This is a genomic window from Nocardioides sp. GY 10113, from assembly GCF_004919105.1.
Taxonomy (GTDB): domain Bacteria; phylum Actinomycetota; class Actinomycetes; order Propionibacteriales; family Nocardioidaceae; genus Nocardioides.
In genome coordinates, this window is sequence record NZ_STGK01000002.1 from 76,774 (window position 1) to 103,107 (window position 26,334).

General features: G+C 73.5%; 27 protein-coding genes. 3 read left to right on the forward strand and 24 right to left on the reverse strand.

Annotation, left to right across the window (positions count from 1 at the left end):
- Nucleotides 1-89 precede the first annotated feature (89 nt).
- The 7 genes from E8D34_RS02630 to trpC all read right to left on the reverse strand — a co-directional run bounded on the left by E8D34_RS02630 (nt 90) and on the right by trpC (nt 10,804).
- A complete protein-coding gene (locus E8D34_RS02630) occupies nt 90-1,559 on the reverse strand; it encodes a glutamate synthase subunit beta (RefSeq protein ID WP_136593045.1) in 1,470 nt (489 codons plus the stop codon).
- Complete coding sequence (gene gltB / locus E8D34_RS02635) at nt 1,552-6,117, reverse strand: glutamate synthase large subunit (RefSeq protein ID WP_136593046.1); 4,566 nt, start codon at nt 6,115-6,117, stop codon at nt 1,552-1,554. Before gltB ends, E8D34_RS02630 begins: the two co-directional genes overlap by 8 nt.
- Nucleotides 6,118-6,251: 134 nt before the next feature.
- Nucleotides 6,252-7,283, reverse strand: a complete 1,032-nt coding sequence (gene lgt / locus E8D34_RS02640) for a prolipoprotein diacylglyceryl transferase (protein WP_136593047.1) — start codon at nt 7,281-7,283, stop codon at nt 6,252-6,254.
- Nucleotides 7,284-7,286: 3 nt separating this feature from the next.
- A complete protein-coding gene (locus E8D34_RS02645) occupies nt 7,287-7,955 on the reverse strand; it encodes an SCO family protein (RefSeq protein WP_136593048.1) in 669 nt (222 codons plus the stop codon).
- Nucleotides 7,948-8,766 carry a tryptophan synthase subunit alpha gene (trpA, locus tag E8D34_RS02650; protein WP_136593049.1) on the reverse strand — a complete coding sequence of 273 codons (819 nt, stop codon included), beginning with the start codon at nt 8,764-8,766 and terminating at the stop codon, nt 7,948-7,950. Before trpA ends, E8D34_RS02645 begins: the two co-directional genes overlap by 8 nt.
- The gene (gene trpB, locus E8D34_RS02655) at nt 8,763-10,013 is read right to left on the reverse strand and encodes a tryptophan synthase subunit beta (RefSeq protein WP_136593050.1); all 1,251 of its coding nucleotides are present in this window, start codon (nt 10,011-10,013) and stop codon (nt 8,763-8,765) included. Before trpB ends, trpA begins: the two co-directional genes overlap by 4 nt.
- Entirely contained in the window at nt 10,010-10,804 is a 795-nt protein-coding gene (gene trpC / locus E8D34_RS02660; protein ID WP_136593051.1) for an indole-3-glycerol phosphate synthase TrpC, read from the reverse strand. The genes trpB and trpC overlap by 4 nt, the downstream gene beginning before the upstream one ends.
- A 140-nt stretch (nt 10,805-10,944) precedes the next feature.
- On the opposite strand from trpC, the gene E8D34_RS02665 reads away from it, so the two are divergent.
- The gene (locus E8D34_RS02665; RefSeq protein WP_206056524.1) at nt 10,945-11,463 is read left to right on the forward strand and encodes a DUF4190 domain-containing protein; all 519 of its coding nucleotides are present in this window, start codon (nt 10,945-10,947) and stop codon (nt 11,461-11,463) included.
- A gap of 77 nt (nt 11,464-11,540) precedes the next feature.
- Here the strand turns inward: E8D34_RS02665 and E8D34_RS02670 are convergent, their stop codons facing one another.
- The 9 genes from E8D34_RS02670 to E8D34_RS02710 form a co-directional block, all read right to left on the reverse strand.
- Nucleotides 11,541-11,744, reverse strand: a complete 204-nt coding sequence (locus E8D34_RS02670) for a hypothetical protein (protein ID WP_136593053.1) — start codon at nt 11,742-11,744, stop codon at nt 11,541-11,543.
- 96 nt (nt 11,745-11,840) lie between these two features.
- Nucleotides 11,841-12,194, reverse strand: a complete 354-nt coding sequence (locus E8D34_RS02675) for a VOC family protein (RefSeq protein WP_136593054.1) — start codon at nt 12,192-12,194, stop codon at nt 11,841-11,843.
- Nucleotides 12,195-12,259: 65 nt separating this feature from the next.
- A complete protein-coding gene (locus E8D34_RS02680) occupies nt 12,260-12,691 on the reverse strand; it encodes a DUF2752 domain-containing protein (RefSeq protein WP_206056525.1) in 432 nt (143 codons plus the stop codon).
- A gap of 18 nt (nt 12,692-12,709) precedes the next feature.
- A complete protein-coding gene (locus tag E8D34_RS02685; RefSeq protein WP_136593055.1) occupies nt 12,710-12,910 on the reverse strand; it encodes an HGxxPAAW family protein in 201 nt (66 codons plus the stop codon).
- 55 nt (nt 12,911-12,965) lie between these two features.
- Nucleotides 12,966-13,646 carry a Trp biosynthesis-associated membrane protein gene (locus E8D34_RS02690; RefSeq protein ID WP_136593056.1) on the reverse strand — a complete coding sequence of 227 codons (681 nt, stop codon included), beginning with the start codon at nt 13,644-13,646 and terminating at the stop codon, nt 12,966-12,968.
- Nucleotides 13,639-13,992 (reverse strand): phosphoribosyl-AMP cyclohydrolase, encoded by a 354-nt coding sequence (gene hisI / locus E8D34_RS02695; RefSeq protein WP_136593057.1) that lies wholly within the window; start codon nt 13,990-13,992, stop codon nt 13,639-13,641. Before hisI ends, E8D34_RS02690 begins: the two co-directional genes overlap by 8 nt.
- Complete coding sequence (locus tag E8D34_RS02700; RefSeq protein ID WP_136593058.1) at nt 13,989-15,857, reverse strand: ABC transporter ATP-binding protein; 1,869 nt, start codon at nt 15,855-15,857, stop codon at nt 13,989-13,991. The genes hisI and E8D34_RS02700 overlap by 4 nt, the downstream gene beginning before the upstream one ends.
- A complete protein-coding gene (locus E8D34_RS02705; RefSeq protein ID WP_240771056.1) occupies nt 15,854-17,689 on the reverse strand; it encodes an ABC transporter ATP-binding protein in 1,836 nt (611 codons plus the stop codon). Before E8D34_RS02705 ends, E8D34_RS02700 begins: the two co-directional genes overlap by 4 nt.
- Nucleotides 17,690-17,805: 116 nt before the next feature.
- Entirely contained in the window at nt 17,806-18,210 is a 405-nt protein-coding gene (locus tag E8D34_RS02710; RefSeq protein WP_136593059.1) for a secondary thiamine-phosphate synthase enzyme YjbQ, read from the reverse strand.
- Between the two features lie 189 nt (nt 18,211-18,399).
- Here E8D34_RS02710 and E8D34_RS02715 point away from each other — a divergent pair, with 189 nt between their 5' ends.
- Together E8D34_RS02715 and E8D34_RS02720 are read left to right on the forward strand one after the other, a co-directional pair.
- Nucleotides 18,400-19,713, forward strand: coding sequence for a hypothetical protein (locus E8D34_RS02715; RefSeq protein WP_136593060.1), 1,314 nt, complete (start codon nt 18,400-18,402; stop codon nt 19,711-19,713).
- Nucleotides 19,706-20,218, forward strand: coding sequence for a SigE family RNA polymerase sigma factor (locus E8D34_RS02720; protein WP_136593061.1), 513 nt, complete (start codon nt 19,706-19,708; stop codon nt 20,216-20,218). The genes E8D34_RS02715 and E8D34_RS02720 overlap by 8 nt, the downstream gene beginning before the upstream one ends.
- A gap of 18 nt (nt 20,219-20,236) precedes the next feature.
- Here the strand turns inward: E8D34_RS02720 and E8D34_RS02725 are convergent, their stop codons facing one another.
- The 8 genes from E8D34_RS02725 to E8D34_RS02760 form a co-directional block, all read right to left on the reverse strand.
- Nucleotides 20,237-20,698 (reverse strand): VanZ family protein, encoded by a 462-nt coding sequence (locus E8D34_RS02725; protein ID WP_136593062.1) that lies wholly within the window; start codon nt 20,696-20,698, stop codon nt 20,237-20,239.
- Between the two features lie 58 nt (nt 20,699-20,756).
- Nucleotides 20,757-21,119 (reverse strand): hypothetical protein, encoded by a 363-nt coding sequence (locus E8D34_RS02730; protein WP_136593063.1) that lies wholly within the window; start codon nt 21,117-21,119, stop codon nt 20,757-20,759.
- 27 nt (nt 21,120-21,146) lie between these two features.
- Complete coding sequence (hisF, locus tag E8D34_RS02735) at nt 21,147-21,917, reverse strand: imidazole glycerol phosphate synthase subunit HisF (protein ID WP_136593064.1); 771 nt, start codon at nt 21,915-21,917, stop codon at nt 21,147-21,149.
- A complete protein-coding gene (priA, locus tag E8D34_RS02740) occupies nt 21,914-22,669 on the reverse strand; it encodes a bifunctional 1-(5-phosphoribosyl)-5-((5-phosphoribosylamino)methylideneamino)imidazole-4-carboxamide isomerase/phosphoribosylanthranilate isomerase PriA (RefSeq protein WP_136593065.1) in 756 nt (251 codons plus the stop codon). Before priA ends, hisF begins: the two co-directional genes overlap by 4 nt.
- A gap of 92 nt (nt 22,670-22,761) precedes the next feature.
- Nucleotides 22,762-23,547 (reverse strand): ABC transporter ATP-binding protein, encoded by a 786-nt coding sequence (locus E8D34_RS02745; protein ID WP_136593066.1) that lies wholly within the window; start codon nt 23,545-23,547, stop codon nt 22,762-22,764.
- Nucleotides 23,544-24,377 carry an ABC transporter ATP-binding protein gene (locus E8D34_RS02750; RefSeq protein WP_136593067.1) on the reverse strand — a complete coding sequence of 278 codons (834 nt, stop codon included), beginning with the start codon at nt 24,375-24,377 and terminating at the stop codon, nt 23,544-23,546. Before E8D34_RS02750 ends, E8D34_RS02745 begins: the two co-directional genes overlap by 4 nt.
- Complete coding sequence (locus E8D34_RS02755) at nt 24,374-25,321, reverse strand: ABC transporter permease (protein ID WP_136593068.1); 948 nt, start codon at nt 25,319-25,321, stop codon at nt 24,374-24,376. Before E8D34_RS02755 ends, E8D34_RS02750 begins: the two co-directional genes overlap by 4 nt.
- Entirely contained in the window at nt 25,318-26,334 is a 1,017-nt protein-coding gene (locus E8D34_RS02760; protein WP_136593069.1) for an ABC transporter permease, read from the reverse strand. Before E8D34_RS02760 ends, E8D34_RS02755 begins: the two co-directional genes overlap by 4 nt.

The window sequence follows — 26,334 nt, forward strand, 5'->3', positions numbered from 1 at the left end:
CAGAGCGCCGCTCGACGGCTCCGTGCACGCTGCGAAAACGACCGCGAGTCGGCAGAGGATCTCTGCCGACTCGCGGTGGGGCGCGGTGGTCAGACCACCAGCGGGCGGGCCGTCGGCGGGATCGGCGCCGGCAGCGTCGTGGCCCCGGTGAGGAACTCGTCCACCGCGGCGGCCGCCGAGCGGCCCTCGGCGATCGCCCACACGATCAGCGACTGGCCGCGGCCGGCGTCGCCGGCGACGAAGACGCCCGGGACCGAGGACTGGTAGCCCTTGTCGCGAGCGACGTTGCCGCGCGGGTCCAGCTCGACGCCGAGCTGCTCCACCAGGCCGGGCTGCTCCGGACCGACGAAGCCCATGGCGAACAGGACCAGGTCGGCCGGGATCTCGCGCTCGGTGCCTGCGATCTCGGTCAGCCGCCCCTCGACGAACTCCACGTCGACCAGGCGCAGCGCCCGCACGTTGCCCTCCCCGTCGCCGAGGAACTCCTGGGTGGAGACCGCGTAGACGCGTTCGCCGCCCTCCTCGTGCGCGGAGGAGACCCGGAAGATCATCGGGTACGTCGGCCACGGCTGGCCCGCGGGTCGCTCCTCGGTGGGCTGCGGCATGATCTCCAGCTGCGTGATCGACGCCGCACCCTGACGGATGGACGTGCCCAGGCAGTCGGCGCCGGTGTCACCGCCACCGATGATCACCACGTGCTTGCCGTCGGCGCGGATCTGCCCCTCGACGCTCTCCCCCAGCGAGACGCGGTTCGCCTGCGGCAGGAACTCCATCGCTTGGTGGATGCCGTTCAGCTCCCGGCCGGGGACCGGCAGGTCGCGGGGAACCGTGGAGCCCATCGCCAGTACGACGGCGTCGTACCGGTCCCGGAGCCGGTCACCGGTCAGGTTGCCGGTGCCGACCTCGACGCCCGAGCGGAAGATGGTGCCCTCGCGCTTCATCTGGTCCAGACGACGCTCGAGGTGCTTCTTCTCCATCTTGAACTCGGGGATGCCGTAGCGCAGCAGCCCGCCGGGCTTGTCGGCCCGCTCGTAGACAGCCACGGTGTGGCCCGCCCGGGTCAGCTGCTGGGCGGCGGCCAGGCCGGCCGGGCCCGAGCCGACGACGGCGACCGTCTTGCCCGAGAGCCACTCCGGCGGCTGCGGCCGGACGGTGCCGTCGGCCCAGGCGCGGTCGACGATCGAGACCTCGACGTTCTTGATCGTCACCGGGTCCTGGTTGATGCCGAGCACGCAGGCGGTCTCGCACGGCGCCGGGCAGAGGCGACCGGTGAACTCCGGGAAGTTGTTGGTCGCGTGCAGACGCTCGATCGCGCCCTCCCAGTCGTCACGCCAGACCAGGTCGTTCCACTCGGGGATGATGTTGCCGAGCGGGCAGCCCTGGTGGCAGAACGGGATCCCGCAGTCCATGCAGCGGCTGGCCTGGACGTTGATGATCGGCAGCAGCGCGCGCCCGATCCCGTCGGGGTAGACCTCGTTCCAGTCCTGGACGCGCTCCTCCACGGGGCGGCGCTCAGCAACCTGCCGCCCCTCCTTGAGAAATCCTCGGGGATCAGCCATGGAGGGCCTCCATCATCGCGTTGGCCACGCCGTCCTCGTCGAGCCCGTCGGCCTCGGCCTTCGCCTTGGCCTCGAGCACGATCCGGTAGTCGCGCGGCATGACTTCGGTGAACCGGGACAGCGAGGCGTCCCAGTCGTCGAGGAGGGCGGCTGCGACCTCGGAGCCGGTCTCCTCGTGGTGGCGGCGGACCAGGGCCTGCAGCTCGTCGGCGTGAGCGGCCGAGACCGGTCCCAGCTCGACGAGCTCGCGGTTGACCCGGATCTCCTTGAGGTCCAGCACCCAGGCGACGCCACCGGACATGCCGGCGGCGAAGTTGCGACCGGTCTTGCCGAGCACGACCACACGACCGCCGGTCATGTACTCGCAGCCGTGGTCGCCCACGCCCTCGGTGACCACCGAGGCACCCGAGTTGCGCACGCAGCAGCGCTCGCCGACCCCGCCGTGGATGAAGATCTCACCCGCGGTCGCGCCGTAGGCGATCGTGTTGCCGGCGATGATGTGCTGGTTGGCCTGGAACGTCGCGCTCCGGTCGGGCCGGATCGCGATCCGGCCGCCCGAGAGGCCCTTGCCGACGTAGTCGTTGGCGTCGCCCTCCAGGCGCAGCGTGATGCCCGGGGGCAGGAAGGCACCGAAGGACTGCCCGGCCGACCCGAGGAAGGTCAGGTCGATCGTGCCGTCGGGCAGGCCCGCGCCGCCGTACCGCTTGGTCACCTCGTGGCCGAGGATCGTGCCGACCGTGCGGTGGACGTTCTTGACCTCCAGCTGCGCGCGCACCGGCTCGCCGCTCTCCAGCGCCGGCGCCGCGAGCGGCACGAGCTGGGTGACGTCGAGCGACTTCTCCAGGCCGTGGTCCTGGCCCTTGGTGTTGCGCACGTCCTGGTCGGGGAAGTGGGTCTCGGCGACCTCGACCTTGTGCAGGATCGGGGTCAGGTCGAGCCCGGAGGCCTTCCAGTGCTCGATCGCGTCGACCACGTCGAGCGCCTCGACCTGGCCGACGGCCTCCTCGATGCTGCGGAAGCCCAGCTGCGCGAGCAGCTCGCGGACCTCCTCGGCGATGAACTCGAAGAAGTTCACGACGTACTCGGCCTTGCCGTTGAACCGCGAGCGGAGCACGGGGTTCTGGGTGGCGACGCCGACCGGGCAGGTGTCCAGGTGGCAGACCCGCATCAGGATGCAGCCCGAGACCACCAGCGGGGCGGTCGCGAAGCCGAACTCCTCCGCGCCGAGCAGCGCGGCGATGACCACGTCCCGGCCCGTCTTGAGCTGGCCGTCGGTCTGCACGACGATCCGGTCCCGCAGGCCGTTGAGCAGCAGGGTCTGCTGGGTCTCGGCCAGACCGAGCTCCCAGGGGCCGCCCGCGTGCTTCAGCGAGGTCAGCGGGGAGGCGCCGGTCCCGCCGTCGTGGCCGGAGATCAGCACCACGTCGGCGTGCGCCTTGGAGACGCCCGCCGCGACGGTGCCGACGCCGACCTCGGAGACCAGCTTGACGTGGACCCGCGCCGCCGGGTTGGCGTTCTTCAGGTCGTGGATCAGCTGCGCCAGGTCCTCGATCGAGTAGATGTCGTGGTGCGGCGGCGGGCTGATCAGTCCCACGCCCGGCGTCGAGTGCCGGGTCTTGGCCACCCACGGATAGACCTTGTTGCCGGGCAGCTGCCCGCCCTCGCCGGGCTTCGCGCCCTGCGCCATCTTGATCTGGATGTCGTCGGCGTTGGTCAGGTACTCGCTGGTGACGCCGAACCGGCCCGAGGCGACCTGCTTGATGGCGCTGCGCCGCTCGGGGTCGTAGAGGCGCTCGGGGTCCTCGCCACCCTCACCGGTGTTGGACTTGGCGCCCAGCCGGTTCATGGCGATCGCGAGGGTCTCGTGCGCCTCCTGGCTGATCGAGCCGTAGGACATCGCGCCGGTGGAGAACCGCTTCACGATGTCCGCGACCGGCTCCACCTCCTCGATCGGGATCGGCGTGCGGCCGAACGCGGCGGCGTCCTTGAACTGGAACAGCCCGCGCAGCGTCATCAGGTTCTCGGACTGCTCGTCGACGGCCTTCGTGTACTGCTTGAAGATGTCGTAGCGACCGGTCCGGGTCGAGTGCTGGAGACGGAAGACCGTCTCGGGGTTGAACAGGTGGGGCTCGCCCTCGCGGCGCCACTGGTACTCCCCGCCGATCTCGAGCTCGCGGTGCGCCGGCGAGATGCCGCCGCGCGGGTACGCCGTGGCGTGCCGCAGCGCGACCTCCTCGGCGAGGGTGTCGAGCTCGACGCCGCCCAGCTTGGAGGTGGTCCCGGTGAAGTACTTGTCGACGACGGACTGGGAGAGGCCGATGCACTCGAAGATCTGGGCGCCGGTGTAGGACGCGACCGTCGAGACGCCGATCTTGCTCATCACCTTGACCACGCCCTTGCCGAGCGCCTTGATCAGGTTCTTGACGGCCACCTCGGGCTCCGTGGTGACGTAGTAGCCCTCGCGAGCGAGGTCCTCCACGGTCTCCATCGCCAGGTACGGGTTGACCGCGGCCGCCCCGTAGCCGACCAGCAGGGCCACGTGGTGCACCTCGCGGACGTCACCGGCCTCGACCAGCAGCCCGACCTGCGTCCGGGTCTTCTCCCGGACCAGGTGGTGGTGGACCGCGCCGGTGAGCAGCAGCGACGGGATCGGCGCGAGGTCGGCGGTCGAGTGCCGGTCGGAGAGCACGATGATCCGTGCGCCGTCGGCGATCGCCTCGGAGACCTCAGCGCAGATCTCGTCGATCCGCCGCGCCATCGCCTCGCCGCCGCCCTCGACCTCGTAGAGGCCGCGGGAGACGTGGGTGATGAACCCCGGCATGTCGCCGTCGCGGTTGATGTGGCGGATCTTGGCCAGGTCGTCGTTGGAGATGACCGGGAACGGGAGCACCACCTGCCGGCACGAGGCCGGGGTGGGCTGGAGCAGGTTCGACTCCGGCCCGATGCTGCCGTTCAGGGAGGTGACGAGCTCCTCCCGGATCGCGTCCAGCGGCGGGTTGGTCACCTGCGCGAAGAGCTGGCTGAAGTAGTCGAACACCAGCCGCGGCTTGTCGCTGAGCGCCGCGATCGGGGAGTCGGTGCCCATCGAGCCGAGGGGCTCCCCGCCGGTGTTGGCCATCGGCGTGAGGATGACCCGCAGCTCCTCCTCGGTGTACCCGAAGACCTGCTGGCGACGGGTGACCGAGGCGTGGGTGTGGACCACGTGCTCGCGCTCGGGCACGTCGTCGAGGTGGATCAGGCCGCCGTGCAGCCACTCGCCGTACGGGTGCTCCGCGGCGAGCTGGGACTTGATCTCCTCGTCCTCGATGATCCGGTGCTCCTCGGTGTCGACCAGGAACATCCGGCCCGGCTGGAGCCGGCCCTTGCGCACCACGCTGGCCGGGTCCAGGTCGAGCACGCCGACCTCGGAGGCCAGCACCACGAGACCGTCGTCGGTGACCCAGAACCGGGAGGGACGCAGGCCGTTGCGGTCCAGGACCGCGCCGATCTGGGTGCCGTCGGTGAAGACCACGCAGGCCGGGCCGTCCCAGGGCTCCATCATCGTGGCGTGGAACCGGTAGAAGTCGCGCCGCTGCGCGTCCATCTCGGTGTGGTTCTCCCACGCCTCCGGGATCATCATCAGCACCGCGTGCGGGAGGCTGCGGCCGCCCATGTGCAGCAGCTCCAGCACCTCGTCGAAGGAGGCCGAGTCCGACGCACCGGGGGTGCAGATCGGGAACAGCCGCTCCATGTCGCCGGGGATCAGGTCGGAGGAGAGCAGCGCCTCGCGGGCCCGCATCCAGTTCCGGTTGCCCATCACGGTGTTGATCTCGCCGTTGTGGGCGATGAACCGGAACGGGTGCGAGAGCGGCCAGCTCGGGAAGGTGTTCGTGGAGAACCGCGAGTGCACCACGGCCATCGCCGAGGCGACCCGCTCGTCGACCAGGTCGGGGAAGAAGTTGTCCAGCTGGGCGGTGGTCAGCATGCCCTTGTAGGCCAGCGTCCGCGAGGAGAACGACGGGAAGTACACGTCGGTCTCACGCTCGGCTCGCTTGCGCAGGCAGAACGCCAGGCGCTCCAGGTCCATGCCGTTCAGCGCGCCGCCGGGCGCCATCACGAAGAGCTGGCTGAACGTCGGCATGACGCTCAGCGCCATGGTGCCCAGGATGCTCGGCTCGATCGGCACGTCGCGCCAGCCGAGGACCTCGAGGCCCTCCTCCGCCGCGATCTCCTCGATGCGTCGGCGGGTCTTGGTCACCGCCTCGTCGTCGCCGGGCAGGAACGCCGTGCCGACGGCGTAGCTGCCCGCGGCGGGCAGCGTGAAGCCGGCGTCGGCGGCCACGTCGCGCAGGAACGCGTCCGGGACCTGCAGGAGGATCCCCGCGCCGTCACCCGAGTTCACCTCGGCGCCGGCGGCGCCGCGGTGGTCGAGGTTGCGCAGGGCGGTCAGTGCCTTGGCCACGATGTCGTGGCTGGCCTCTCCCGTCAGGGTCGCCACGAAGGCGACACCACAGGCGTCCCGCTCATGGCGCGGGTCGTAGAGGCCTTCCGGCGGCGGGAACGCGTGCGAGTAGGGCACCAGAGTTCTCCCGTCGACTACGTCTGTGTCCGTCGTTCAAGGATCGGACCACAGAAGGTGGGGCGCAAGGGACGTCACTGGCCCACGCGGCGGAACCCTCACGTTACCACCGCGTTGCAGCGCTCGGCCCGGACCTACTCGGACGTGGACTCGCGACCGGGTGTGGTGCCCGTCTCACCGGTCGCGGGGCCGCCGCCACGCCCCTCGTCGGGGGCCTGGCGGCCACCCCGGGACTCCTGGGGCTGCTCGTCCTCCTCCGCCTCCGCGCTCGGCTCGCGCCCGGGCAGGTACACCGAGTCCTCCCGACCGGGGTGCGTACGGCGCGACCACTCGAAGAAGAGCGCCGCGGCCACGAACAGCACGATCGAGGTCCAGACGTTGAACCGCAGCCCCAGGACGTGCTCGAGCTGCACGTCGTCGATGCGGAGGTACTCGATCCAGCCGCGGCCGAGCGTGTAGGCCATCACGTAGACGGCCATCACGCGGCCGTAGCCGAGGCGGTAGCGACGCTCGAGCCAGAGCACCACACCGAACGCGGCCAGGTTCCACAGCGACTCGTAGAGGAACGTCGGGTGGAAGGTCGTGCCCACCTCGAACGTGCAGGTGCCCGACCCCGCCGGGTAGTCGCAGTTGCGCGGCCAGTTCGACGGATCGATCTCCAGCCCCCAGGGCAGGTCCGTCGGACGCCCGTAGAGCTCCTGGTTGAACCAGTTGCCCCAACGGCCGATCGCCTGGGCCACGAGCACCCCCGGCGCCAGGACGTCGACCAGCGGCAGGAACCGGATCCCCTTGCTCCGCGCTCCCAGGTAGGCGCCGAGCGCGCCCAGCGCGATCGCACCCCAGATGCCGAGGCCACCGCGCCACACGTAGAGCGCGGAGATCGGGTCCTTGCCCTCCCCGAAGTACTTCTCCCAGTCCGTCGCCACGTGGTAGAGCCGGCCGCCGACCAGGCCGAACGGCACCGCCCAGATCGCGATGTCCTGGATGTCGCCGTACCGGCCACCGCGGGCCTGCCAGCGCCGCTCGCCGATCCAGATCGCGGCGACGATGCCGAGGATGATGCACAGCGCGTAGCCGCGGATCGGCACCGGGCCGAGGTACCAGACGCCCTGCGAGGGGCTCGGGATGGTCGCGGTGATGAGCCCCGCGGTGAACTCGGTCAGCATTCCTCAGTCCCCTTGGGTCCGGTCGTCGAGCAGCGTGTGGATGTCATCGGCGTACTCCGGCGCGGTGGTCTCCTCGTTCCAGACCACGGTCGCCTCCCCGTCCTGGAGGCCGAGCACGCTGGTGGTGTGGCCGCCGAGGTCGTAGCCGCCGGTCGGCAGCTGCTGGCCGTCGCTCACGTAGACCTTCACCGGCTTGCCGACCTCGATGATCGTGTCCAGGTCACCGGTGAGGCCGACGAACGACGGGTCGTAGCTGTCGAGGTAGCGGCGCAGCGCCGCCTCGTCGTCGCGGGCGGGATCGGTGGTCACGAAGACCATGCCGACCCGCTCCCGGTCCTCGTCGGAGAGCCGGTTCATCGCGGCCGCCACGTTGTTCATCACCAGCGGGCACAGGTCCGGACAGTGCGTGTAGCCGAAGAAGAGCAGCGTGACCGCGTTCTCGCGGGTGTCGGTGGCCAGGGAGTACGACGCGCCGTCGGTGTCGGTGAGCGCCACGTCCGCGGCCGGCCACGGGTTGTCCAGGCGGCGGCCGGCGAAGTCCGAGCCGTCCGAGGAGCCGCAGGCCGTCGCGAGGAGCGCCAGGGCGAGCCCCAGCGCGACCGCCGCGCCTCGTGACCGGCGGCGCCCTCCGTACGGCGGCCGTCGACGTCCGGGCCGGTTCCGCTCAGGCACGCACCGCTCCGGCCACGCCGGCCGCCAGGTCCTCGGTCAGCGCGGCGAGCGCCTTCAGGCCGGCGGCGGGGTCGCCCGGGTGCTCGGCCAGGGCGCGCACGAAGGCCGAGCCCACGATCACGCCGTCGGCGTAGGAGGCGAGCTCCGCGGCCTGGGCACCGTTGCTCACGCCGAGTCCGACGCCGACGGGGAGGTCGGTGGCCGCCTTGGTCCGGGCCACCAGGGGCGGCGCCAGGTCGCTGGTCGAGGTCCGGGCCCCCGTCACGCCCATCACGGCGGTCGCGTAGACGAAGCCGCGGCAGGCGGCGGTGGTCAGCGCGATCCGCTCGTCCGTCGAGGACGGCGCGACCAGGAACACCTTGTCCAGGTCGCGCGCGTCGGCCGCCGCGATCCACTCGGGCGCGTAGTCCGGGGTCAGGTCGGGGGTGATCAGCCCGGCACCGCCGGCGTCGAGCAGGTGCTGTGCGAACCGGTCCACGCCGTAGGCCTCGACCGGGTTCCAGTAGGTCATCACCAGGGTCGGGGTGCCGGTGGCGGCGACGGCCTCGACGGTGCGCAGCACGTCGCGGATCCGGACCCCGCCGTCCAGCGCCTGCTGGGCGGCGGCCTGGATCGTGGGGCCGTCCATCACCGGGTCGCTGTAGGGCAGGCCGATCTCGATCACGTCGCAGCCGGCGTCGACCATCGTGCGCAGCGCCTCGATCGAGCCGTCCACGTCGGGGTACCCGGCCGGCAGGTAGCCGACCAGCGCGGCCCGCCCCTCGGCGCGGGCCCGGTCGAAGGCCGCCTTCGTGGTCTGGGTGGCGCTCATGCCCGCTCCCCCGCGCGTCCGCCGCGACCCGCCTGGCCGAGGTCGAAGTAGTCCAGCGCGGTGCCCATGTCCTTGTCGCCGCGCCCCGACAGGTTGACCAGGATCGTCTGCCCCGGGCGCTCCTCGGCCACGCGCAGTGCGCCGGCGATCGCGTGCGCGGACTCGATCGCGGGGATGATCCCCTCGGTCCGGGCCAGCAGCGCCATCGCGTCCATCGCCTCGGCGTCGGTGACCGGCAGGTAGGTGGCGCGACCCGACTTCGCGAGCTGGGCGTGCTGCGGCCCGACGCCCGGGTAGTCCAGCCCCGCCGAGATGGAGTGGGACTCCACGGTCTGGCCGTCCTCGTCCTGCAGCACGTACGTGCGGGCGCCGTGCAGCACCCCGACGCTGCCGGCGTGGATGGTCGCCGCGTGACGGCCGGTCTCGACGCCGTCGCCGCCGGCCTCGAAGCCGTAGATCGCCACGTCGGCGTCGTCGAGGAAGCCGGCGAAGAGGCCGATCGCGTTCGAGCCGCCGCCGACGCAGGCAGCGACCGCGTCCGGCAGCGCGCCGTACTGGTCGAGGCACTGGCGACGCGCCTCGTCGCCGATGCCGCGCACGAACGAGAGCACCAGGCTCGGGAACGGGTGCGGGCCGGCCGCGGTGCCGAACAGGTAGGCGGTGTGGTCCACCGACGCCACCCAGTCGCGCAGCGCCTCGTTGATGGCGTCCTTGAGGGTCGCGCTGCCCGACTCGACGGGGATCACCTCGGCGCCGAGCAGCTGCATCCGCGCCACGTTCAGCGCCTGGCGCTCGGTGTCCACCCGGCCCATGTAGACGGTGCAGTCCAGCCCCAGGTACGCCGCGGCCGTGGCCGAGGCGACGCCGTGCTGGCCGGCGCCGGTCTCGGCGATGACGCGCGTCTTGCCCATCCGCCTGGTCAGCAGCGCCTGGCCGAGCACGTTGCGGATCTTGTGGGCGCCGGTGTGGTTGAGGTCCTCGCGCTTGAGCAGGATCCGGGCGCCGGCCCGCTCGGAGAGCCGGGTGGCGTCGTAGAGCATGCTCGGCACGCCGGCGTACTCGCGCAGCAGCCGGTCGAACTCACCCGTGAACCCCGGGTCGGCCATCGCGTCGCGCCAGGCGACGTCGAGCTCGTCGAGCGCGGCGATCAGCGCCTCGGGCATGAACCGGCCGCCGAAGGCGCCGGCGCCGCCGAACCAGCCGAGGGCGTCCGCGTCGAAGGTCCCCTGGGCGGTGCTGCTGCTCACGGCTTCACTCCCGTCATCGCGGCGACCGCCTCGCGCGGCGCGCCGTCCTTCACCAGTGCCTCGCCGACCAGCACCGCGCGGGCGCCCTCGCCGACGAAGCGAGCCACGTCCGCCGGCCCGCCGATCCCCGACTCGGCCACCAGCACGCGGTCCTCGGGCACCATCGGCGCGAGCCGGCCGAACGTGCTCGGGTCGACCGCCAGCGTCTTCAGGTTGCGGGCGTTGACGCCCACCAGCTCGGCGCCCAGCGCGACGGCCCGCTCGGTCTCGGCCTCGTCGTGCACCTCCACCAGCACGGTCAGCCCCAGCTCTCGGGCGGTGTCGTGCAGCCGGTCGAGGAGGTCGCCGGGCAGCGAGGCCACGATCAGCAGCGCGAGGTCGGCGCCGGCGGCGCGCGCCTCCACCAGCTGGTACTCGGTGACGATGAAGTCCTTGCGCAGGATCGGGGTGTCCACCGCGGCGCGGACCGCGCGCAGGTCGTCCAGGCTGCCGCCGAAACGGCGCTGCTCGGTGAGCACGCTGATCGCGGCGGCGCCGCCGGCGGCGTACTCCGCGGCGAGCGCGGCCGGGTCCGGGATCTCGGCCAGGTCGCCCTTGCTCGGGCTGCGCCGCTTCACCTCGGCGATCACGCTCGAGCCGGGGAGCCGGAGGTGCGGCATCGGGTCCCGCGGCGGCGGGGCGTCCGCGAGGAGGGCGCGCAGCTCCGCGAGCGGGAGCGCCGCCTCCCGGACGGCGAGGTCCTCCAGGACCCCGGCCACGATCCCGTCGAGCACGGTCGTGTGCGCCGACATCCCGCCTCCGTCTCGCCTCAGCAACCAGCGACGAATCTCGTCGCTGCCGGTGTCGAGTGTGGCACGCGCCCACTAGGGTCCTGGCAACTGCCCGGACGTTGGCCGGGTGTGACGTGCGTTCGCCGAGGAGAGGCAGACCAGTGAGCTACAACCAACCCCCGCCGCCGGGCAACGAGCCGCCGGGCAACGAGCCGCCCGGAACTCCGCCGCCGGGCGGGTACGGCGCGCCGCCGCCGGACGGGTACGGCGCGCCGCCGCCGGACGGGTACGGCACCCCGCCGTCCGGCGGGTACGGCACCCCGCCGCCTCCGCCGCCGGGTGGCTACGGCCCCCCGCCCGGTGGCTACGGCGCGCCGCCGGGATTCGGCGGTGAGCCGGCCAAGCCCTCGGTGATGGCGATCAGCTCGCTGGTCACCGGCATCCTGAGCATCGTCTGCTGCCTCTGCTGGGGCCTCGGCGGCCTGCTGGGCATCGCCGCCGTGGTGCTCGGCTACCTCGGCCGCAAGGAGGTCGCCGAGTCCGGCGGCGCCAAGACCGGCGGCGGGCTCGCGCTCGCCGGACTGATCTGCGGCGCGGTGGCGATCGCGCTCTCGATCCTGTTCTGGGTGCTGGTCCTGGTGACCGGCAGCTTCGACGCGAACTACACCAGCGACTTCTGAGTCGCTGTCACCGAGCGCCGGTCGGTCCCGCGGGACCGGCCGGCGCTCCGTCGTTCGCGGGACCGGTCACCGACCGGTCACCGACCGCTCGTCGGGCTACCGAAGCTGTTCCAGCGGGTCCTCGGGCGCACCATCCGGGAGAGGATCAGCAGCTCGCTGCACGGCAGGGCTCCGGACGGCTCGAGGCCGATCGACGACGCGCCGCCGCATCCGCCCGACGGTGCGCTCCCGACGCGGTACTCGACGGTGTTCTCGACGACGACGTGGTTGACGCTGGGCAAGACGGCCTCCAAGGCGATGGGACAGTTCCCTCGGAGGAGCCGTGGGGCCGCGTCCTGATACGCCCCGGTCCCGACCTGGCCCGGATCAGCGTGGACTCACGCCGGCTGCCAGAGCTCGACCCGGTTGCCCTCGGGGTCGGTCACCCAGCCGAAACGCCCGACGCCGTCCATCTCCTCGACCTCGTCGGCCACGTCGGCCCCGGCGGCCCGCAGCTGGGCGATCATCGCGTCCAGGTCGCGGACCCGGATGTTGAGCATCGCCTGCTGGGCCCGGTCCCCGAAGTAGTCGGTGTCACGCCCGAACGTGGCGAAGACGCTCGGACCCGCGTCGGGGAACCACAGGCCGTGCTCGCCGTCCCCGACGCCGAGGCACTCGCGGTACCAGGCGCTCAGCGCCTCCGGGTCCGCGGCGCGGAGGAAGTAGCCACCGATGCCGAGCGCTCGCTCCATGGCGCCAGCCTGGCAGGCCCGCGGCCGCCGCGGCCAGGTCCTGCCCGGTTCGGACCGCGGGACGGTCAGGGGGCGAGCCAGGCGCCCGCGGGGGTGTTGCGCAGCACGGTGAAGGCCACCAGGCCGACCCCGAGGAGCACGACGGAGACGTTCATCGACCGCTCCGAGGGGGTCCAGCGCCGGTCCGTCCAGCGCCCGGCGCTCCACCGGTAGAACAGATAGGCCAGGACCGGGATCGAGGCCACGAACAGCAGGTTGGACGAGGCGGCGTCGAGGACCCGCAGGTTGCCGAGGTCGTTGACGGCGCGCAGGCCACCACAGCCCGGGCACCAGAACCCCATCGCCGCCGTGGGGCACATGCCCCACGAGCCCTGCTGGTGCGGGTCGCGCAGGTGCAGCGCCAGGGTCGCCGCGGCGACTCCGCCGGCGACGAGCGCCGGCGGCACCATCCGGCGCCACCTGTCGGTGGCGCGGACGGCGGCCGGCGCGAGCGTCACCTCAGCCTGGATCCGGACTCAGTGGCCGGACTCGTGCAGCCCCATCTTGGCCATCACGAAGAAGGCCACCGCGGCCGCGACGAGCAGGCCGGCGCCGACCCAGAACAGCACGTAGTTGATCGGCGAGAGCGACACGCCGACGCCACCGACGACGAACCCCAGGAGGCCGATCAGGACGGCGGTCCAGGCCGCCGGGGTGTTGCCGTGGTTGTCGGCCATGAAGTCAGCTCCTCGTAGTCAGGCTCGACGCCCTTCGTGGGCGCCGGGCAGGATTCTACGCAGTCGGGTCCTCGCCCTCGTCGAGGGACTTCCACACCTCGAGGTGGGAGCGCTCCTCGACGGGTGTCGGAGTGGCGGTGGCGGCGCTGTCGCGGTCCGCGGGACCAGCCCCGGAGGAGGACCCGGCCTCGCCGGCCGCCGCCCCGCTCGGGGCGTCGTAACGGGCGCCCATCTCGGGCCACCCCGGCGACCAGCGGACCGCGGCGACCGCGGCCAGCGCCGCCACCAGGCCGCCGACCAGCGTCGCCCACAGCCACGGCGTCGGGTCCAGCGGGACCGTGCCCGCGGCCGCGGATCCGACCCGGTCGGCGATGTCGGCCGCCGCGTCGTCGGCCTGGACGAACCCGCCGACCACCACCACCGCGACGATCCCGGCGCCGGCCACCGCGGCCAGCGCGGCCACCAGCCGCCGGAACCGGCCGCGGGCCACCAGCACCACGCCCCAGCAGGCGAGCGCGACCAGGGCCAGCGCGCCGGCCAGCGGGAACTCCACGCGGTTCACGTCGGCGTAGGCCTCGCCGCCGAAGACCTCGGAGCCGACGCCGGACCAGTAGGACCCGGGCACGGTGAGCATCGCCCGGTGCCCGCCGACCGCGGCCAGCCCGGCACCGGCGAGGCCGGCCAGGACGACCGGCCCGAACGTACGGCGGGCCGCCGGGTCGTGCGACTCAACCACCGAGCAGCCCCTCGTCGAAGCAGGTCCGCGCACCGGTGTGGCAGGCCACGCCGACCTGGTCCACCTTGACCAGCAGCGTGTCGCCGTCGCAGTCCAGGCGCACCTCGCGCACGTGCTGCGGGTTGCCGGAGGTCTCGCCCTTGACCCAGTACTCCTGCCGCGACCGGCTCCAGTACGTCGCCCGGCCGGTGGTCAGGGTGCGGTGCAGCGCCTCGTCGTCCATCCACGCCAGCATCAGCACCTCCCCGGTGTCGTGCTGCTGGACGACCGCCGGCACCAGCCCGTCGGCGGTGCGCCGGAGGCGGTCGGCGATGGCGGGGTCGAGCGCGGGATCAGGCACGGTCACCGCTCGATGATAGGTGCGCCGGCCACCGGGCTCTGCCCGGTGCCGTGCTGGGCCACCCAGGAGCGGTGCAGGCCCGCGTAGACGCCCTCGGGGTCGGCGACCAGCGCGGCGTGCGGCCCCTGCTGCACGATCCGCCCCTGGTCGACCACGACCACCTCGTCGGCCGCCTCCGCGGTGGAGAGCCGGTGCGCGATGGTGACCGCGGTGCGCCCCGCCATCAGCCGCTCCAGCGCCCGGCCGATCCGCATCTCCAGCTCCGGGTCGACCGCGCTCGTGGCCTCGTCCAGCACCAGCAGGTCCGGGTCGGCCAGCTGGGCCCGCAGCAGCGCCACCAGCTGGCGCTCGCCGGCCGAGAGCGACTCACCGCGCTGGCCGACCTGCGTGGCCAGGCCCTGCGGCAGCCCGTCGAGCCAGTCCCCCAGGCCGAGCTCGGCGGCCGCATCGGTGATCTCGGCGTCGGTGGCGTCCAACCGTCCGTAGCGGACGTTGGCCGCGACCGTGTCGTCGAAGAGGAAGCCCTCCTGCGGCACCAGCACCACGCTGGCGCGCAGGCTGGCCTCGGCCACGTCGCGCAGGTCGGTGCCGTCCAGCAGCACCCGACCCGAGCTGGGGTCCATCAGCCGGGTCAGCAGCTTGGCCAGCGTCGACTTGCCCGAGCCGGTCTCGCCGACCACCGCCACCCGGCGCCCGGCCGGGATGGAGAGGTTGATGTCGCTCAGCACCGGACGCCCGCCCGGGTAGGCGAAGCCGACGTCCTCGAAGTCCACGTCCACGGCCCGGTGCGGCAGCGCGACACCCTCGGGTCCCGGGTCGACCAGGTCGGCCGGGGTGTCCAGGATGCCGATCACGCGGCGCCAGCCCGCGATCGCGTTCTGGGCGTCGGTCAGGATCTGGGTGCCCATCTGCACCGGCCCGACGAACAGCGTCACCAGGAACGCGAACGCCAGCACCTCGCCGGCGGTGATGCTGCCCTCGCTGCTCCCCCACAGCACCCCCTGGCCGAGCCAGATGCCGACGATCAGCACGCCGGCGTTGGCCAGGCCGGCCGAGATGCCGCCGAGCGAGAACGAGAACGCGGTGAACCCCTGCGCGCGGGTGCTGGCGGCCTTGTGCGCGTCGATCGCGTCGTCGATCCGGCGCTGGGTGCGGTCCTCGACGGCGTAGGAGCGGACCACCGCGGCGCCGACCACGGGCTCGGAGACGGCGGAGAGCAGCACGCCGACCTGGCGGCGTACCGTGCCGTAGGCGGCGGAGAGCTTGCGCTGGAAGTAGCGCAGGCTGAGGAAGAGCGGCGCGAAGCAGAGCCACACCACCAGCGCGAGCTGCCAGCTGTAGACCACCATCACCACGGTCGCGACCAACACCTGCCCGACGCTGACCACGGCGAGCAGGCCGCCGAAGACCAGGAACTGGCTGATCTGGTCCACGTCGCTGGTGACCCGGGAGACCAGGGCGCCGCGGCGCTCGGTGTTCTGGGTGAGCAGCGGCAGGTCGTGCACGTGCCGGAACGCCTTGACCCGCAGCGTGGCCAGGCCGCGCTCGGAGGTGTCGAAGAGCCGGGCCGTCATCTTGTACGACGCCCAGCCGGCGACCACGATGCCGCCGGCCGCGAGCAGCGCCATCGTCGTGGTGTAGCCGACGTCGGGCCCGCCGGCGGCCCGCAGGCCCCGGTCGACGGTCTGCTGCACCGCGATCGGCACCACGATCTGGCCGAGGGAGGCGACCAGGGCCAGCAGCAGCGTGACGCCGATCCCCTCGGCCAGCTCCGGGGAGTGCCGCACGCCCTTGCGCAGGGTCTCCCACGCGCCGATCTCCTCGCCGGTGCTCAGGCTGGTCCCGGACCGGGACTCCTGGACGGTGCTCATGCGGTCACCTCCTCGGTCTGCTCGGTGGGGTCGGTCTCGGTCGGCTCCCCGTGGTGCTCGGCCTCGTAGGCGTTGACCAGGCGGGCATAGTCGGCGTTGCGGGCGACCAGCTCCGCGTGCGGGCCCCGGTCGACGATCGCGCCGCCGGAGAGGAAGAGCACCTCGTCGGCCAGGCCGATCGTCGCCTTCCGGTAGGCGACGACCACGAGCGTGGCATCGCCGTCACCGCTGCGGAGCGCCCCCAGGATCCGGGCCTCGACCTCGGGGTCGACCGCGGAGGTGGCATCGTCGAGCAGCAGCAGCCGCGGCCGGCGGACCAGCGCCCGGGCCAGGGAGATCCGCTGGCGCTGCCCGCCCGAGAGCGAGGTGCCGCGCTCCCCCAGCCGCGTGTCGAGGCCCTCGGGCAGCGCGGCGACGAAGCCGTCGGCCTGGGCGGTGCGCAGCGCGGCCCAGATCTCCTCGTCGGAGACGTCGGCGCCGAGCGTGATGTTGCCGCGGACGGTGTCGTCGAAGAGGAACGCGGTCTGCGGGACCATGCCCAGCACGCGCGCCAGCGCGCCGCGGTCGAGGTCGCGCAGGTCGGTGCCGTCCACCCGGATCGAGCCGTCGTCGACGTCGACCAGCCGGGTGAGCAGGGTGGTCAGCGTGCTCTTGCCGGACGCGGTGGCGCCGACCAGCGCGACGGTCCGGCCCGGCTCGACGGTGAAGGTCAGGTCGCGCAGCAGCGGGCGGTCCGCGTCGTACCCGAAGCCGACACCGTCGACCTCGAGCCGCACGCCCGAGCTCGACGGCGCGACCACGGCCTCGCCGTACGCCATCGAGCCGGTGGCGGCGAGGACGGAGGAGACACGCTGGTAGCCGACCACGCTGCGCGGGAACTCCCCCAGCAGCCAGCCGATGGAGCGGATCGGGAAGGAGACGACGGTCAGCAGGTAGGAGACCGTGACCACGGCGCCGGCGTCGGTCTGGCCGCCCAGCACCCGGTGCACGCCGATCACGAGGACCACCAGGACCGCCAGGTTGGGCAGCGCGGCGAGCGTCGGGTCGAAGGCGGCCCGGATCCGGCCGACCCGGATGTTGGCCTCGCGCAGCTCGGCCGCCTTGGCGGAGAAGCGGGCCGTCTCCTCGGGCTCGCGCCCCAGGGTCTTCACCACCATCGCGCCGTCGAAGGACTCGTGGGCGATCTCGCTCAGCTCGGCGCGCAGCTGCTGGGCGCGGGTGGCCCAACCCTGCGCGAGCCGCTGGTAGACGACGTTGGTGAGGATGACCAGCGGGAAGACGAGCAGCCCGACGGCGGCCAGCACCAGGTCGGCCAGCAGCATCTGGACGACCGCGATCACCATCATCGCGATGGTGCCCACGGCCATCGGCAGCGGCGCGATCGGCCCCCAGGCGGCCTCGACGTCGGCGTTGGCGTTGGAGAGCAGCTCACCGGTGGGGTGCTTCTGGTGCCACGACATCGGCAGCCGCAGGTACTGGCGGGTGACCGCGCGGCGGCTGTGCGCCTGCATCCGGTACTGCATCACGCCGGCGCCGAGCCGGCGGGCGACGATGCCGACCGCGCGCAGGATCGCGACGCCGACGAAGAGCCCGAGGACCGCCCACAGCATGTTCGCGCCGATCTCGCCGGTCTTGAACGCCGGCAGCACCACGTGGTCGGTGGCCCAGCCGAGCACCCAGGCGTCGGCGACGGTCAGGGCGCCGAACAGCACGCTGCCGATGGTGGAGACGGTGAAGATCATCGGCTCGCGCCTGATCGCCACCCACAGCACCCGGAACCCCGCGCTCGTCGTGCCCCGGACCGTGCCGTGCCCTGCCGTCTGCTCTGCCACCCGCTCCTGCTCTCCCGATCGCGCGCCCGGTCGCTCCTGCGATCGCGCGCAACTCGGGACAACGCCGCACCGGGGTCGGCGTATTCCGGCCCGGCCGGGCGTCACCCCGGTCCGGATCAGCCTGCCAGGAAGCTGAACCGCACCTCGCGGCGGGCGTTGTCCACGTTGAGATCGACCAGGCAGACGCTCTGCCAGGTGCCCAGCGCCAGCCGCCCGGCGAGCACCGGCAGGGTCGCGTACGGCGGCACCAGCGCCGGCATCACGTGGGAGCGGCCGTGGCCGGGGCTGCCGTGCCGGTGCCGCCACCGGTCGTCGGCGGGCAGCAGGTCCTCGAGGGCGGCGAGCAGGTCGTCGTCGCTACCGGCGCCGGTCTCCAGGATCGCCAGACCGGCGGTCGCGTGCGGCACGAAGACGTGCAGCAGCCCGTCGCCGCGCCCGGCGACGAAGGCCTCCACGTCGCGGGTCAGGTCGAGCACCACCTCGGTGCCGCCGGTGGTGTAGGTGCGTACCTCGGAGTCCATGCCGTGATCCTCCCAGGGCCGGGGTCGGGTGTCGGCTAGCGTCGGCGCCGCGCGCGGAGCGGCTGCCGACGTTGCCGCGGCCGCCGGGCTGGGAGCGCTGCGCAGAAATCCGGGGCACGACCCCCTCCCCGCGGCCCGCTCGTGGCGTGAGAGGGGTGACGGACCACCACCGCGGCGACTGGGGGGACCATGACGACACTGGGCGAACGCCTGGACGAGCTGGCGGCGACCGCGCCGACCGGCCGGGACGGGGTGCCGGCGCACGAGCTGTGGGCGCGGGGCCGGCGACGGGCACGGGTACGGCGCGCCGCCGGCGCGGCGGTCGGCGCCGCCGCGGTCGCGCTGATCGCCGTCGCGCTGGCCGTCGTACCGACGACGCCGGGCGACCCGCCCCCGGCCGACGGCCGCCCGTCCGGCCCGCACCTGCCGACCGTGGTCAACGCGCCGGGTCAGTGGGCCGAGCCCGAGGAGCCGACCGGCGCCATCGCGGCGCTCGGCATGGCGTTGCGGACCGAGCCGGCGGGGATCACCGGCGGCCGGGACACGCCCTCGCTGTTCGCGGTGTCGGCGGAGAGCGGCCGCTCGTTCTGGCTGGACCTGCCCGGGGTCGACGTGAGCGCACGGCCGCTCGTCGGCTGGTTCGCGCTGTCGCCCGACGGGCGGTTCGTCGCGTGGGACCGCCGTGGCCCGGCGGGGCCCGACGAGGAGGTCGGCCCGTTGCTCGGGTGGTCCGTCATGGACACCCAGTCCCACAACCGGATCTTCGACGTCGGCGACCGCCGCTCGCGCGAGCTCGAGGAGACCGTGAACGACCTCGCGTTCTCCGCCGACTCCCGGTACCTGCTGACCAGCTACGCGTATCCCGGCGACGGGAGTCGCGACCACCGGTTCGTGGCCTGGGACTTCCGCTACGGCGGTCGGGACGTGATCGAGCGGCCCGGCCACTACTGGCTGCCGACCCTCGGCGAGGTGCCCGGGGCGGTGGCCTGGGCGCGCGGTCGCACCATCCACCTCGACACCGGGTTCGGCGACCCGATCGACCTCCGGATGCCGCGGGACGTCGTCGACTTCGCCATGTGGCCGGCGGCCGAGGCCCCGATGGCCTACATCGGCGACGACGACGGCGACTGGCACCTGTACGGCGGCGCGACCTGGGACGCGGCTCGCGACCACCGGCTGCCCCTGGACGTCGAGCCGAGGGAGATCCTCGGCTGGCGCGACGCCACCCACGTCGTCGTCGGTCGCAGCGCACGCACCGTGCGGGTCGTCGACGTGACCACCGGCACGGTCGAGAAGGTGTGGATGGCTGGCCAGGGGGACGTGATCAACGCGCCCCTCCTCGCCGCCGACCTGTGGCAGCACGACCTGGTGCCGCCGCCCGCGCGGGAGGGAACCAGCGACCCGCGTCGGCCCTACCGCCTGGCCGGCGGCGCGGCCCTGGCGCTCGCTGCGCTCGGCGCGCTGGGCGCCGTCGCCCGGCGCGCGTGGAGGCGTCGTGCCTGAGGCGAGCATCGCGGGCTTCGAGGAGTGGGTCGCCGCCCGGCGCGGCGCGCTGCTGCGCACGGCGTACCTGCTCACCGGGGACCCGCACGAGGCCGAGGACCTGGTCCAGGCGACGCTGATCCGGGTCGTGCCGCGCTGGGCCCGGATCGCCGACGCCCCCGAGCCCTACGTCCGGCGGGTGCTGGTCACCACCAACGCCTCCCGGTGGCGCCGCCGCCGGTGGCGGGAGGTGCACACCGACACCGTCCCGGACCGACCGGCCGCCGCGCCGGAGACCGAGGCCGCCCTCGCCCTGCGCGCCGCGCTCCGCCAGCTCTCGGAACGGCAGCGCGCCGTGCTGGTGCTGCGCTACTACGAGGACCTCGGCGAGCGGGAGACCGCCGACCTGCTCGGGATCGGCGTGGGCACGGTCAAGTCGCACGCCCGCGACGCCCTGAAGCGGCTCCGCGTGCTCCTCCCCGGCCTGGAGCTGGAAGCGCGGGTGGGGCCCCGGGCCGCCGAGTGAGCGCGCGTCCCGACGTCGTCAGGCCCGACGCGCCGCCTCCTGCCTGCGCGCCTTGGCCCGGCGCCGCCGGATCGTCGCCGGCGCGGTGAGCACGAGCGCCAGCGCCACGCCGATCACCGCGCCCAGGCCGTTGGCGAGCAGGTCACGGTCGTCGGGCACGCGGCCCGGGATCTGCGTCTGCAGCGACTCGATGCCGGCGGTCATCGCGAAGGACACGGCGATCGCCAGCCACCAGCCGCCGGCACCGAAGAGCAGCAGCAGGAAGACGCCGATCGGCACGAACATCGCGATGTTGGCGCCGAACTCGAGCTCGGCGTACCCGATCGGTTCGGCGTAGCCGCGCCGGTGCAGCGCGTCCAGCACCCGCAGCGCGAGGTCGGTGGTGCCCGCGTGGTTCGACTGCGGGGTGAGCGTCAGCCAGGCGACGAAGACCAGGTAGGCGCCCGTGACCAGGCTGAGGAACGGGTGGCGGTGGAGCATCGGACCAGTGTGCCTGGGCGCCCGTGAGACGGCACCGGCGGACTGCGGGCCCGCGCGGTCAGGGCTGGCGCAGGGGGCGCACCAGGCGGACGCTCATGTGGAACGTCTTGGACGAGGCGCCCTCGATCACCACCAGGAAGCCGTCGGGACCGTCGCCGAACACCTCCCGCCGCCGCGGGTTCCACGGGTCGGGCGGGTCGAACTCCCACGCGGCGCCGAGCGCCACCGACAACGCCTCGTCCCGGTCCTGGAACGTGCGGCGCCCGAACTGCAGCTTCGTCGGCGGCTTGGCGTCGCCCGGGCCGGTGAACTCGATGACGACCCGCCACGGTCCGTCGGCACCCGGCTGCCCGACGACCGGCTCGCCCGCGCGCCGCGGCGCCGGCGCCCTGCCGTCCGGGTCGTAGATCTCGTACCCCATGTCGCCCCCCTCGAGCTCGAGCGCGCGTCAGCGCACCGGCAGACCGGCGCCGCGCAGCGCGTCCTTGACCTCGCCGATCCGCAGCGTGCCGAAGTGGAAGACCGTCGCCGCCAGGACGGCGTCGGCGCCCGCCTCGACCGCGGGCGCGAAGTGCTCCACCGCACCGGCGCCGCCGGAGGCGATGACCGGGATCGACACCTCCGCGCGAACCGCGCGGATCAGCTCCAGGTCGAAGCCGTCGGTGGTGCCGTCGGCGTCCATCGCGTTGAGCAGGATCTCCCCGGCGCCGAGCTCGGTGGCGCGCACCGCCCACTCCAACGCGTCCAGGCCGGCCGAGGTGCGACCGCCGTGGGTGGTCACCTCGAAGCCGGAGTCGGTGCGGGTCTCCCCCTGCACCCGCCGGGCGTCGACGGAGAGGACCAGCACCTGGTTGCCGAAGCGGTCGGCGATCTCGGCGATCAGCTCGGGCCGGTCGATGGCGGCGGTGTTGACCGCGATCTTGTCGGCCCCGGCGCGCAGCATCCGGTCCACGTCGTCGACCGAGCGGATGCCGCCGCCGACGGTGAGCGGGATGAAGACCTGCTCGGCGGTGGCCGAGACGATCTCCAGCGTCGTCGCCCGGCCCTCGTGGGAGGCGGAGATGTCGAGGAAGGTCAGCTCGTCGGCGCCCTCGGCGTCGTAGGTGCGGGCGAGCTCGACCGGGTCACCGGCGTCGCGCAGCGACTTGAAGTTGATCCCCTTGACGACGCGACCGGCGTCGACGTCGAGGCACGGGATCACCCGGACCGCGAGGCTCATGCGCCGGCCCGCCCGGCCCGGTCCGCGGGGAGGGTGAGCGCAAGCGCGTCCTCGAGGGTGAACTGGCCGGTGTAGAGGGCCGTACCGGCGATGGCGCCCTCGACGCCGATCCCCACCAGGTCCATCAGCGCGCGGATGTCGTCGAGCGTGGTCACCCCGCCGGACGCCACCAGCGGCCGGTCGGTGGCGGCGGCGACGTCGCGCAGCAGCTGCAGGTTCGGGCCGGCGAGCATGCCGTCCTTGTTCACGTCGGTGACCACGTAGCGCGCGCAGCCCTCGGCGTCGAGCCGGGCCAGCGTCTCGTAGAGGTCGCCGCCGTCGCGGGTCCAGCCGCGCGCGGCCAGGGTCCGGCCGCGGACGTCGAGGCCGACCGCGACCCGGTCGCCGTACGTCGCGATCGCCTTCGCGCACCACTCGGGCTGCTCCAGGGCGGCGGTGCCGATGTTGACCCGGCGGCAGCCGGTGGCCATCGCCGCCTCGAGCGACTCGTCGTCGCGGATGCCGCCGCTCATCTCGACCTTGATGTCGAGCCGGCCCACGATCTCGGCCTGCAGCTCGCGGTTGTCGCCGTGCCCGAAGGCCGCGTCGAGGTCGACGAGGTGGATCCACTCCGCCCCGGCCTCCTGCCAGCGCAGCGCCGCCTCGATCGGGTCGCCGAAGGTCTTCTCCGACCCGTCGACGCCCTGCACCAGCTGGACGGCCTGGCCGCCCTTGATGTCGACGGCCGGCAGCAGCTCCAGGTAGTCACCCATGACCACGACCCTAGGAGTCGCCGACCTCGGCACCTGCGGCGTCCCGCTTCCGCGAGACGCCGCAGGTCCGTCCGCCCGGACCTGTCGGGGTGTCAGGTCCTGGCGGCGGGGAGCTGCGGACCGCCCAGCTGGGGGACGGCGGCCCGCAGCCGCTCGGTGTAGGGGTGGGCGGGTCGCGTCAGCAGCTCCCGCGTCGGTCCCCTCTCCACGACCCGGCCGGCCTGCATCACCATCGACTCGGCGCAGAGCCGGTCGACGACGGCCAGGTCGTGGGTGATCAGCAGCATGGCCAGGCCGTGCTCGTGGCGCAGCCTCTCGAGCAGCTCGAGGATCCGCGCCTGGACGGTGACGTCCAGCGCGCTGGTGGGCTCGTCGAGGACCAGCAGCCGCGGCTCCACCGCCAGCGCGCGGGCGATGCCCACCCGCTGCCGCTGCCCGCCCGAGAGCTCGTGCGGGCGACGCCCCTCGATGCCCGGGAGCGTCCGCGGGTCCAGCCCGACGTCGGCGAGCAGCTCACGGACCCGGGCGGCGCGGGCGCGCCGGCTGCCGCGCATCCCCTCGGCCACCGAGGCTGCGACCGTCATCCGCGGGTCCAACGTCTCCACGCCGTCCTGGAAGACCGGCTGCACGGTGCTGCGGTAGATCCGCCGCTCGGCACGGGAGAGCCCGGCCAGCGACGAGCCGCGGAACCAGACGGTCCCCCCGGCGGCGGGGAGCAGCCCGAGCAGCGCCCGCGCGAGGGTGGACTTGCCGGAGCCGCTCTCCCCCACCACGCCGAGGGTGTCGCCCTCGCGCAGGGTGAGGTCGACGTCGTGGACGACCGTGGTCCGCCCGTAGGCCAGGCAGAGGCCGGACGCCTCCAGCAGCGGCTCGCTCACCGGTCTCCTCCGATCGTCGGCACCGCGGCCACCAGCTCGCGGGTGTAGGCGCAGGTGGAGCGGCGCAGCACGTGGTCGACGTCGCCCTCGTCGACGACCGCGCCGTCCTTCATCACCACGATCCGGTCGGCGACGGTGGAGACCAGCGCCAGGTCGTGCGAGACCAGTACGACGGCCACGCCGCGCTCGGCGCGCAGCCGCTGCAGCACGCCGATCACCTCGGCCTGCACGGTGACGTCCAGGGCGCTGGTGGGCTCGTCGGCGGCGATCACGCCGGCCTCCAGCGCCACCGCGAGCGCGATCGCGAACCGCTGGGCCTGGCCGCCGGAGACCTGGTGGGGGTAGCGGTTCAGCACCTCGGCGTCGAGCTGGACGCCGTCGAGCGCCGCCGCGATCCGGGCCTTCGCCGCGGCGCCGGTGACCCCGTGCCGCTTGAGCACGCGACGGATCAGGGTGCCCAGCCGCATGGTCGGGTTGAGCGAGCCCTGCGGGCTCTGCATCACCATCGCCACCCGCGAGCCGCGGATCGCCCGCAGCCGGCGCTCGGGGGCGCTCAGCACGTCGAGGCCGTCGACGGTGACGCTGCCGGTGGTCTCGGCGCCGGTGCCCGCGAGCAGCCCGGTCATCGCCTGGAGCAGGGTCGACTTGCCCGAGCCGCTCTCGCCCACCACGGCGACGCACTCGCCGGCGCGCACGTCGAGCCGCTCCATCGAGGAGACCCGCCGTCCGGCGTACGAGACGACGAGGTCGCGGACCTCCACGATCGGTGCGAGCTCGCCGTTCGGCCCGATGCTGGTGGCCGGGGTCGCGGGTCCGGTCGGTGCGGTCATCGGACACCTCGCCTCGGGTCGAGCGCGTCCCGCAGTCCCTCGCCCAGGACGTTGAAGCAGAAGGCGGTCACCAGGATCGCCAGGCCCGGGAAGGCGGCGACCCACCAGGCGGTGCTGAACAGCGACTGGCCCTGCTGGACCATCAGGCCCCACTCCGCCGCCGGCTCCTGGGCGCCGAGGCCCAGGTAGGACAGCGAGGCGGCGGTCAGGATCACGCCGCCGGCGTCCAGCGAGAGCTGGACCAGCACCGGGGTCAGCGAGTTCGGCAGCACGTGGCGCCACACGATCCGGGCCCGGGAGACGCCGAGGCAGCGGGCGGCGTCGACGTAGGCGCGACCGCGGATGCCCGCGGCGGTGGCGGCCGCGAGCCGCGTGTACCAGGGCCACCAGGTGAGCGCGATGGCGAGGATCGCGGTGCTCACGCTCGGGCCCAGCAGCAGCGCCAGCACCGCGGAGAGCAGCAGCGCGGGGAAGGCCAGGAAGACGTCGGTGACCCGCATGATCACGTCGCGCAGCCAGCCGCCGGCGTAGCCGGCCACGACGCCGAGCGAGACGCCGACCACGGCGGCGATCGCCAGCACCGCGGCGGCGATGCTCAGCGAGGTCCGGGCGCCGTACAGGACGCGGCTGAGCACGTCGCGGCCGACCCGGTCGGTGCCGAGGAGGTGGTCCCCACCGGGCGCCTGGAGCGCCTCCAGCGGGTGGGTCGCCGTACGGCCGTCGGCGGGGTACGGCGCGAGCCAGGGCGCGAGCAGCGCGGCCGCGACGATCAGCAGCAGGACCACGGCGCCGATCAGGGCGAGCCGGTCGCTGCCGACCAAGGCGGCGACGGGACGGCTCCACCGGCCGCGGTAGGCGGGCGCCCCCGGGGTGTCCGGGGCGTCCGGGGCGGCCGGCGCGGTGGCGGGCGCGCCGTCGCGCTCGCGGGGAGGAAGCAGGCTCATGCGGCACGCACCCGGGGGTCGACGAGGGCCTGGAGGAGGTCGACGAGCAGGTTGAGCACCACGTAGACCAGGGCGACCACCAGCGTGACGCCGGCGATCGCCGGGGCGTCGACGGACCGGATCGCGGCGGCGGTGTAGCTGCCCATGCCCGGCCAGTTGAAGATCGCCTCCACCAGGAAGCTGTTCACCAGCGCGTAGGCGAAGACCAGCGCCAGCAGGGAGAGGACCGGCCCGATCGCCGGTCGCAGGGAGAAGCGGACCAGCACGGCCAGCCGCCCGAAGCCCATCGCCCGCTCCATCCGGGCGTGGTCCTGGGTGGACTCCTCGATCAGCGCGGCGCGGGTCATCTGCGCGACCGCGCCGATCGGGTACGCCGCCAGCACGACGGCCGGGAGCACCAGGTGGTGCAGGGTGCTGAGCAGGATCGGCCAGTTGCCGGTGATCAGCGCGTCGACGACCGTGAGGTTGGTGTAGACGGTCAGCGGGCTGCTCTGGTCCAGCGCCCTGTCGTACTCGCTGGCCGTCGGGAACCAGCCGAGCCGGGTGGCGAAGGTGAGCTGCACGAGCAGCCCGAGCAGGAAGACCGGGAACGAGACCAGCAGTACCGAGGAGAGCCGCACCGAGGTGTCCACCGGGCCCCGCTTGTAGCGGGCGGCCAGCACGCCGAGCGGGATCCCGACGAGGACCGCCAGCACCATCGAGGCGCCGACCAGCTCCAGCGACGCCGGCAGGGCGCGACCGAGGTCGCTGGTCACCGGCTGCCGGGTGGACAGGCTGACCCCGAGGTCACCCTGGAGCAGGCCCTGCAGGTAGTGCCACAGCTGCACCGGGAGCGGCTGGTCGAGTCCCAGCCGCTCCCGGGCAGCCTCGAGCTGCGCCTCGCTGGCCCGAGCACCCTCTGCGCTGACCGCGGCGTCCCCGGGGATCTTGCGGGCGATCAGGAACGAGATGACCACCACGCCCAGGACCACGAGGGCGGCCTGGGCGAGACGGCGCAGAAGGTAGCGGGGCAT

Coding starts and splice junctions, on each gene's coding strand:
- E8D34_RS02755 (WP_136593068.1), bottom strand. CDS start 25,321: ATGAGCCTGCTTCCTCCCCGCGAGCGCGACGGCGCGCCCGCCACCGCG.
- E8D34_RS02685 (WP_136593055.1), bottom strand. CDS start 12,910: ATGGCCGACAACCACGGCAACACCCCGGCGGCCTGGACCGCCGTCCTG.
- priA (WP_136593065.1), bottom strand. CDS start 22,669: ATGGGTGACTACCTGGAGCTGCTGCCGGCCGTCGACATCAAGGGCGGC.
- trpC (WP_136593051.1), bottom strand. CDS start 10,804: ATGTCGGCGCACACGACCGTGCTCGACGGGATCGTGGCCGGGGTCCTG.
- E8D34_RS02700 (WP_136593058.1), bottom strand. CDS start 15,857: ATGAGCACCGTCCAGGAGTCCCGGTCCGGGACCAGCCTGAGCACCGGC.
- E8D34_RS02750 (WP_136593067.1), bottom strand. CDS start 24,377: ATGACCGCACCGACCGGACCCGCGACCCCGGCCACCAGCATCGGGCCG.
- lgt (WP_136593047.1), bottom strand. CDS start 7,283: ATGCTGACCGAGTTCACCGCGGGGCTCATCACCGCGACCATCCCGAGC.
- E8D34_RS02675 (WP_136593054.1), bottom strand. CDS start 12,194: ATGGAGCGAGCGCTCGGCATCGGTGGCTACTTCCTCCGCGCCGCGGAC.
- E8D34_RS02715 (WP_136593060.1), top strand. CDS start 18,400: ATGACGACACTGGGCGAACGCCTGGACGAGCTGGCGGCGACCGCGCCG.
- hisF (WP_136593064.1), bottom strand. CDS start 21,917: ATGAGCCTCGCGGTCCGGGTGATCCCGTGCCTCGACGTCGACGCCGGT.
- E8D34_RS02630 (WP_136593045.1), bottom strand. CDS start 1,559: ATGGCTGATCCCCGAGGATTTCTCAAGGAGGGGCGGCAGGTTGCTGAG.
- E8D34_RS02730 (WP_136593063.1), bottom strand. CDS start 21,119: ATGGGGTACGAGATCTACGACCCGGACGGCAGGGCGCCGGCGCCGCGG.
- E8D34_RS02710 (WP_136593059.1), bottom strand. CDS start 18,210: ATGGACTCCGAGGTACGCACCTACACCACCGGCGGCACCGAGGTGGTG.
- E8D34_RS02725 (WP_136593062.1), bottom strand. CDS start 20,698: ATGCTCCACCGCCACCCGTTCCTCAGCCTGGTCACGGGCGCCTACCTG.
- E8D34_RS02760 (WP_136593069.1), bottom strand. CDS start 26,334: ATGCCCCGCTACCTTCTGCGCCGTCTCGCCCAGGCCGCCCTCGTGGTC.
- trpA (WP_136593049.1), bottom strand. CDS start 8,766: ATGAGCGCCACCCAGACCACGAAGGCGGCCTTCGACCGGGCCCGCGCC.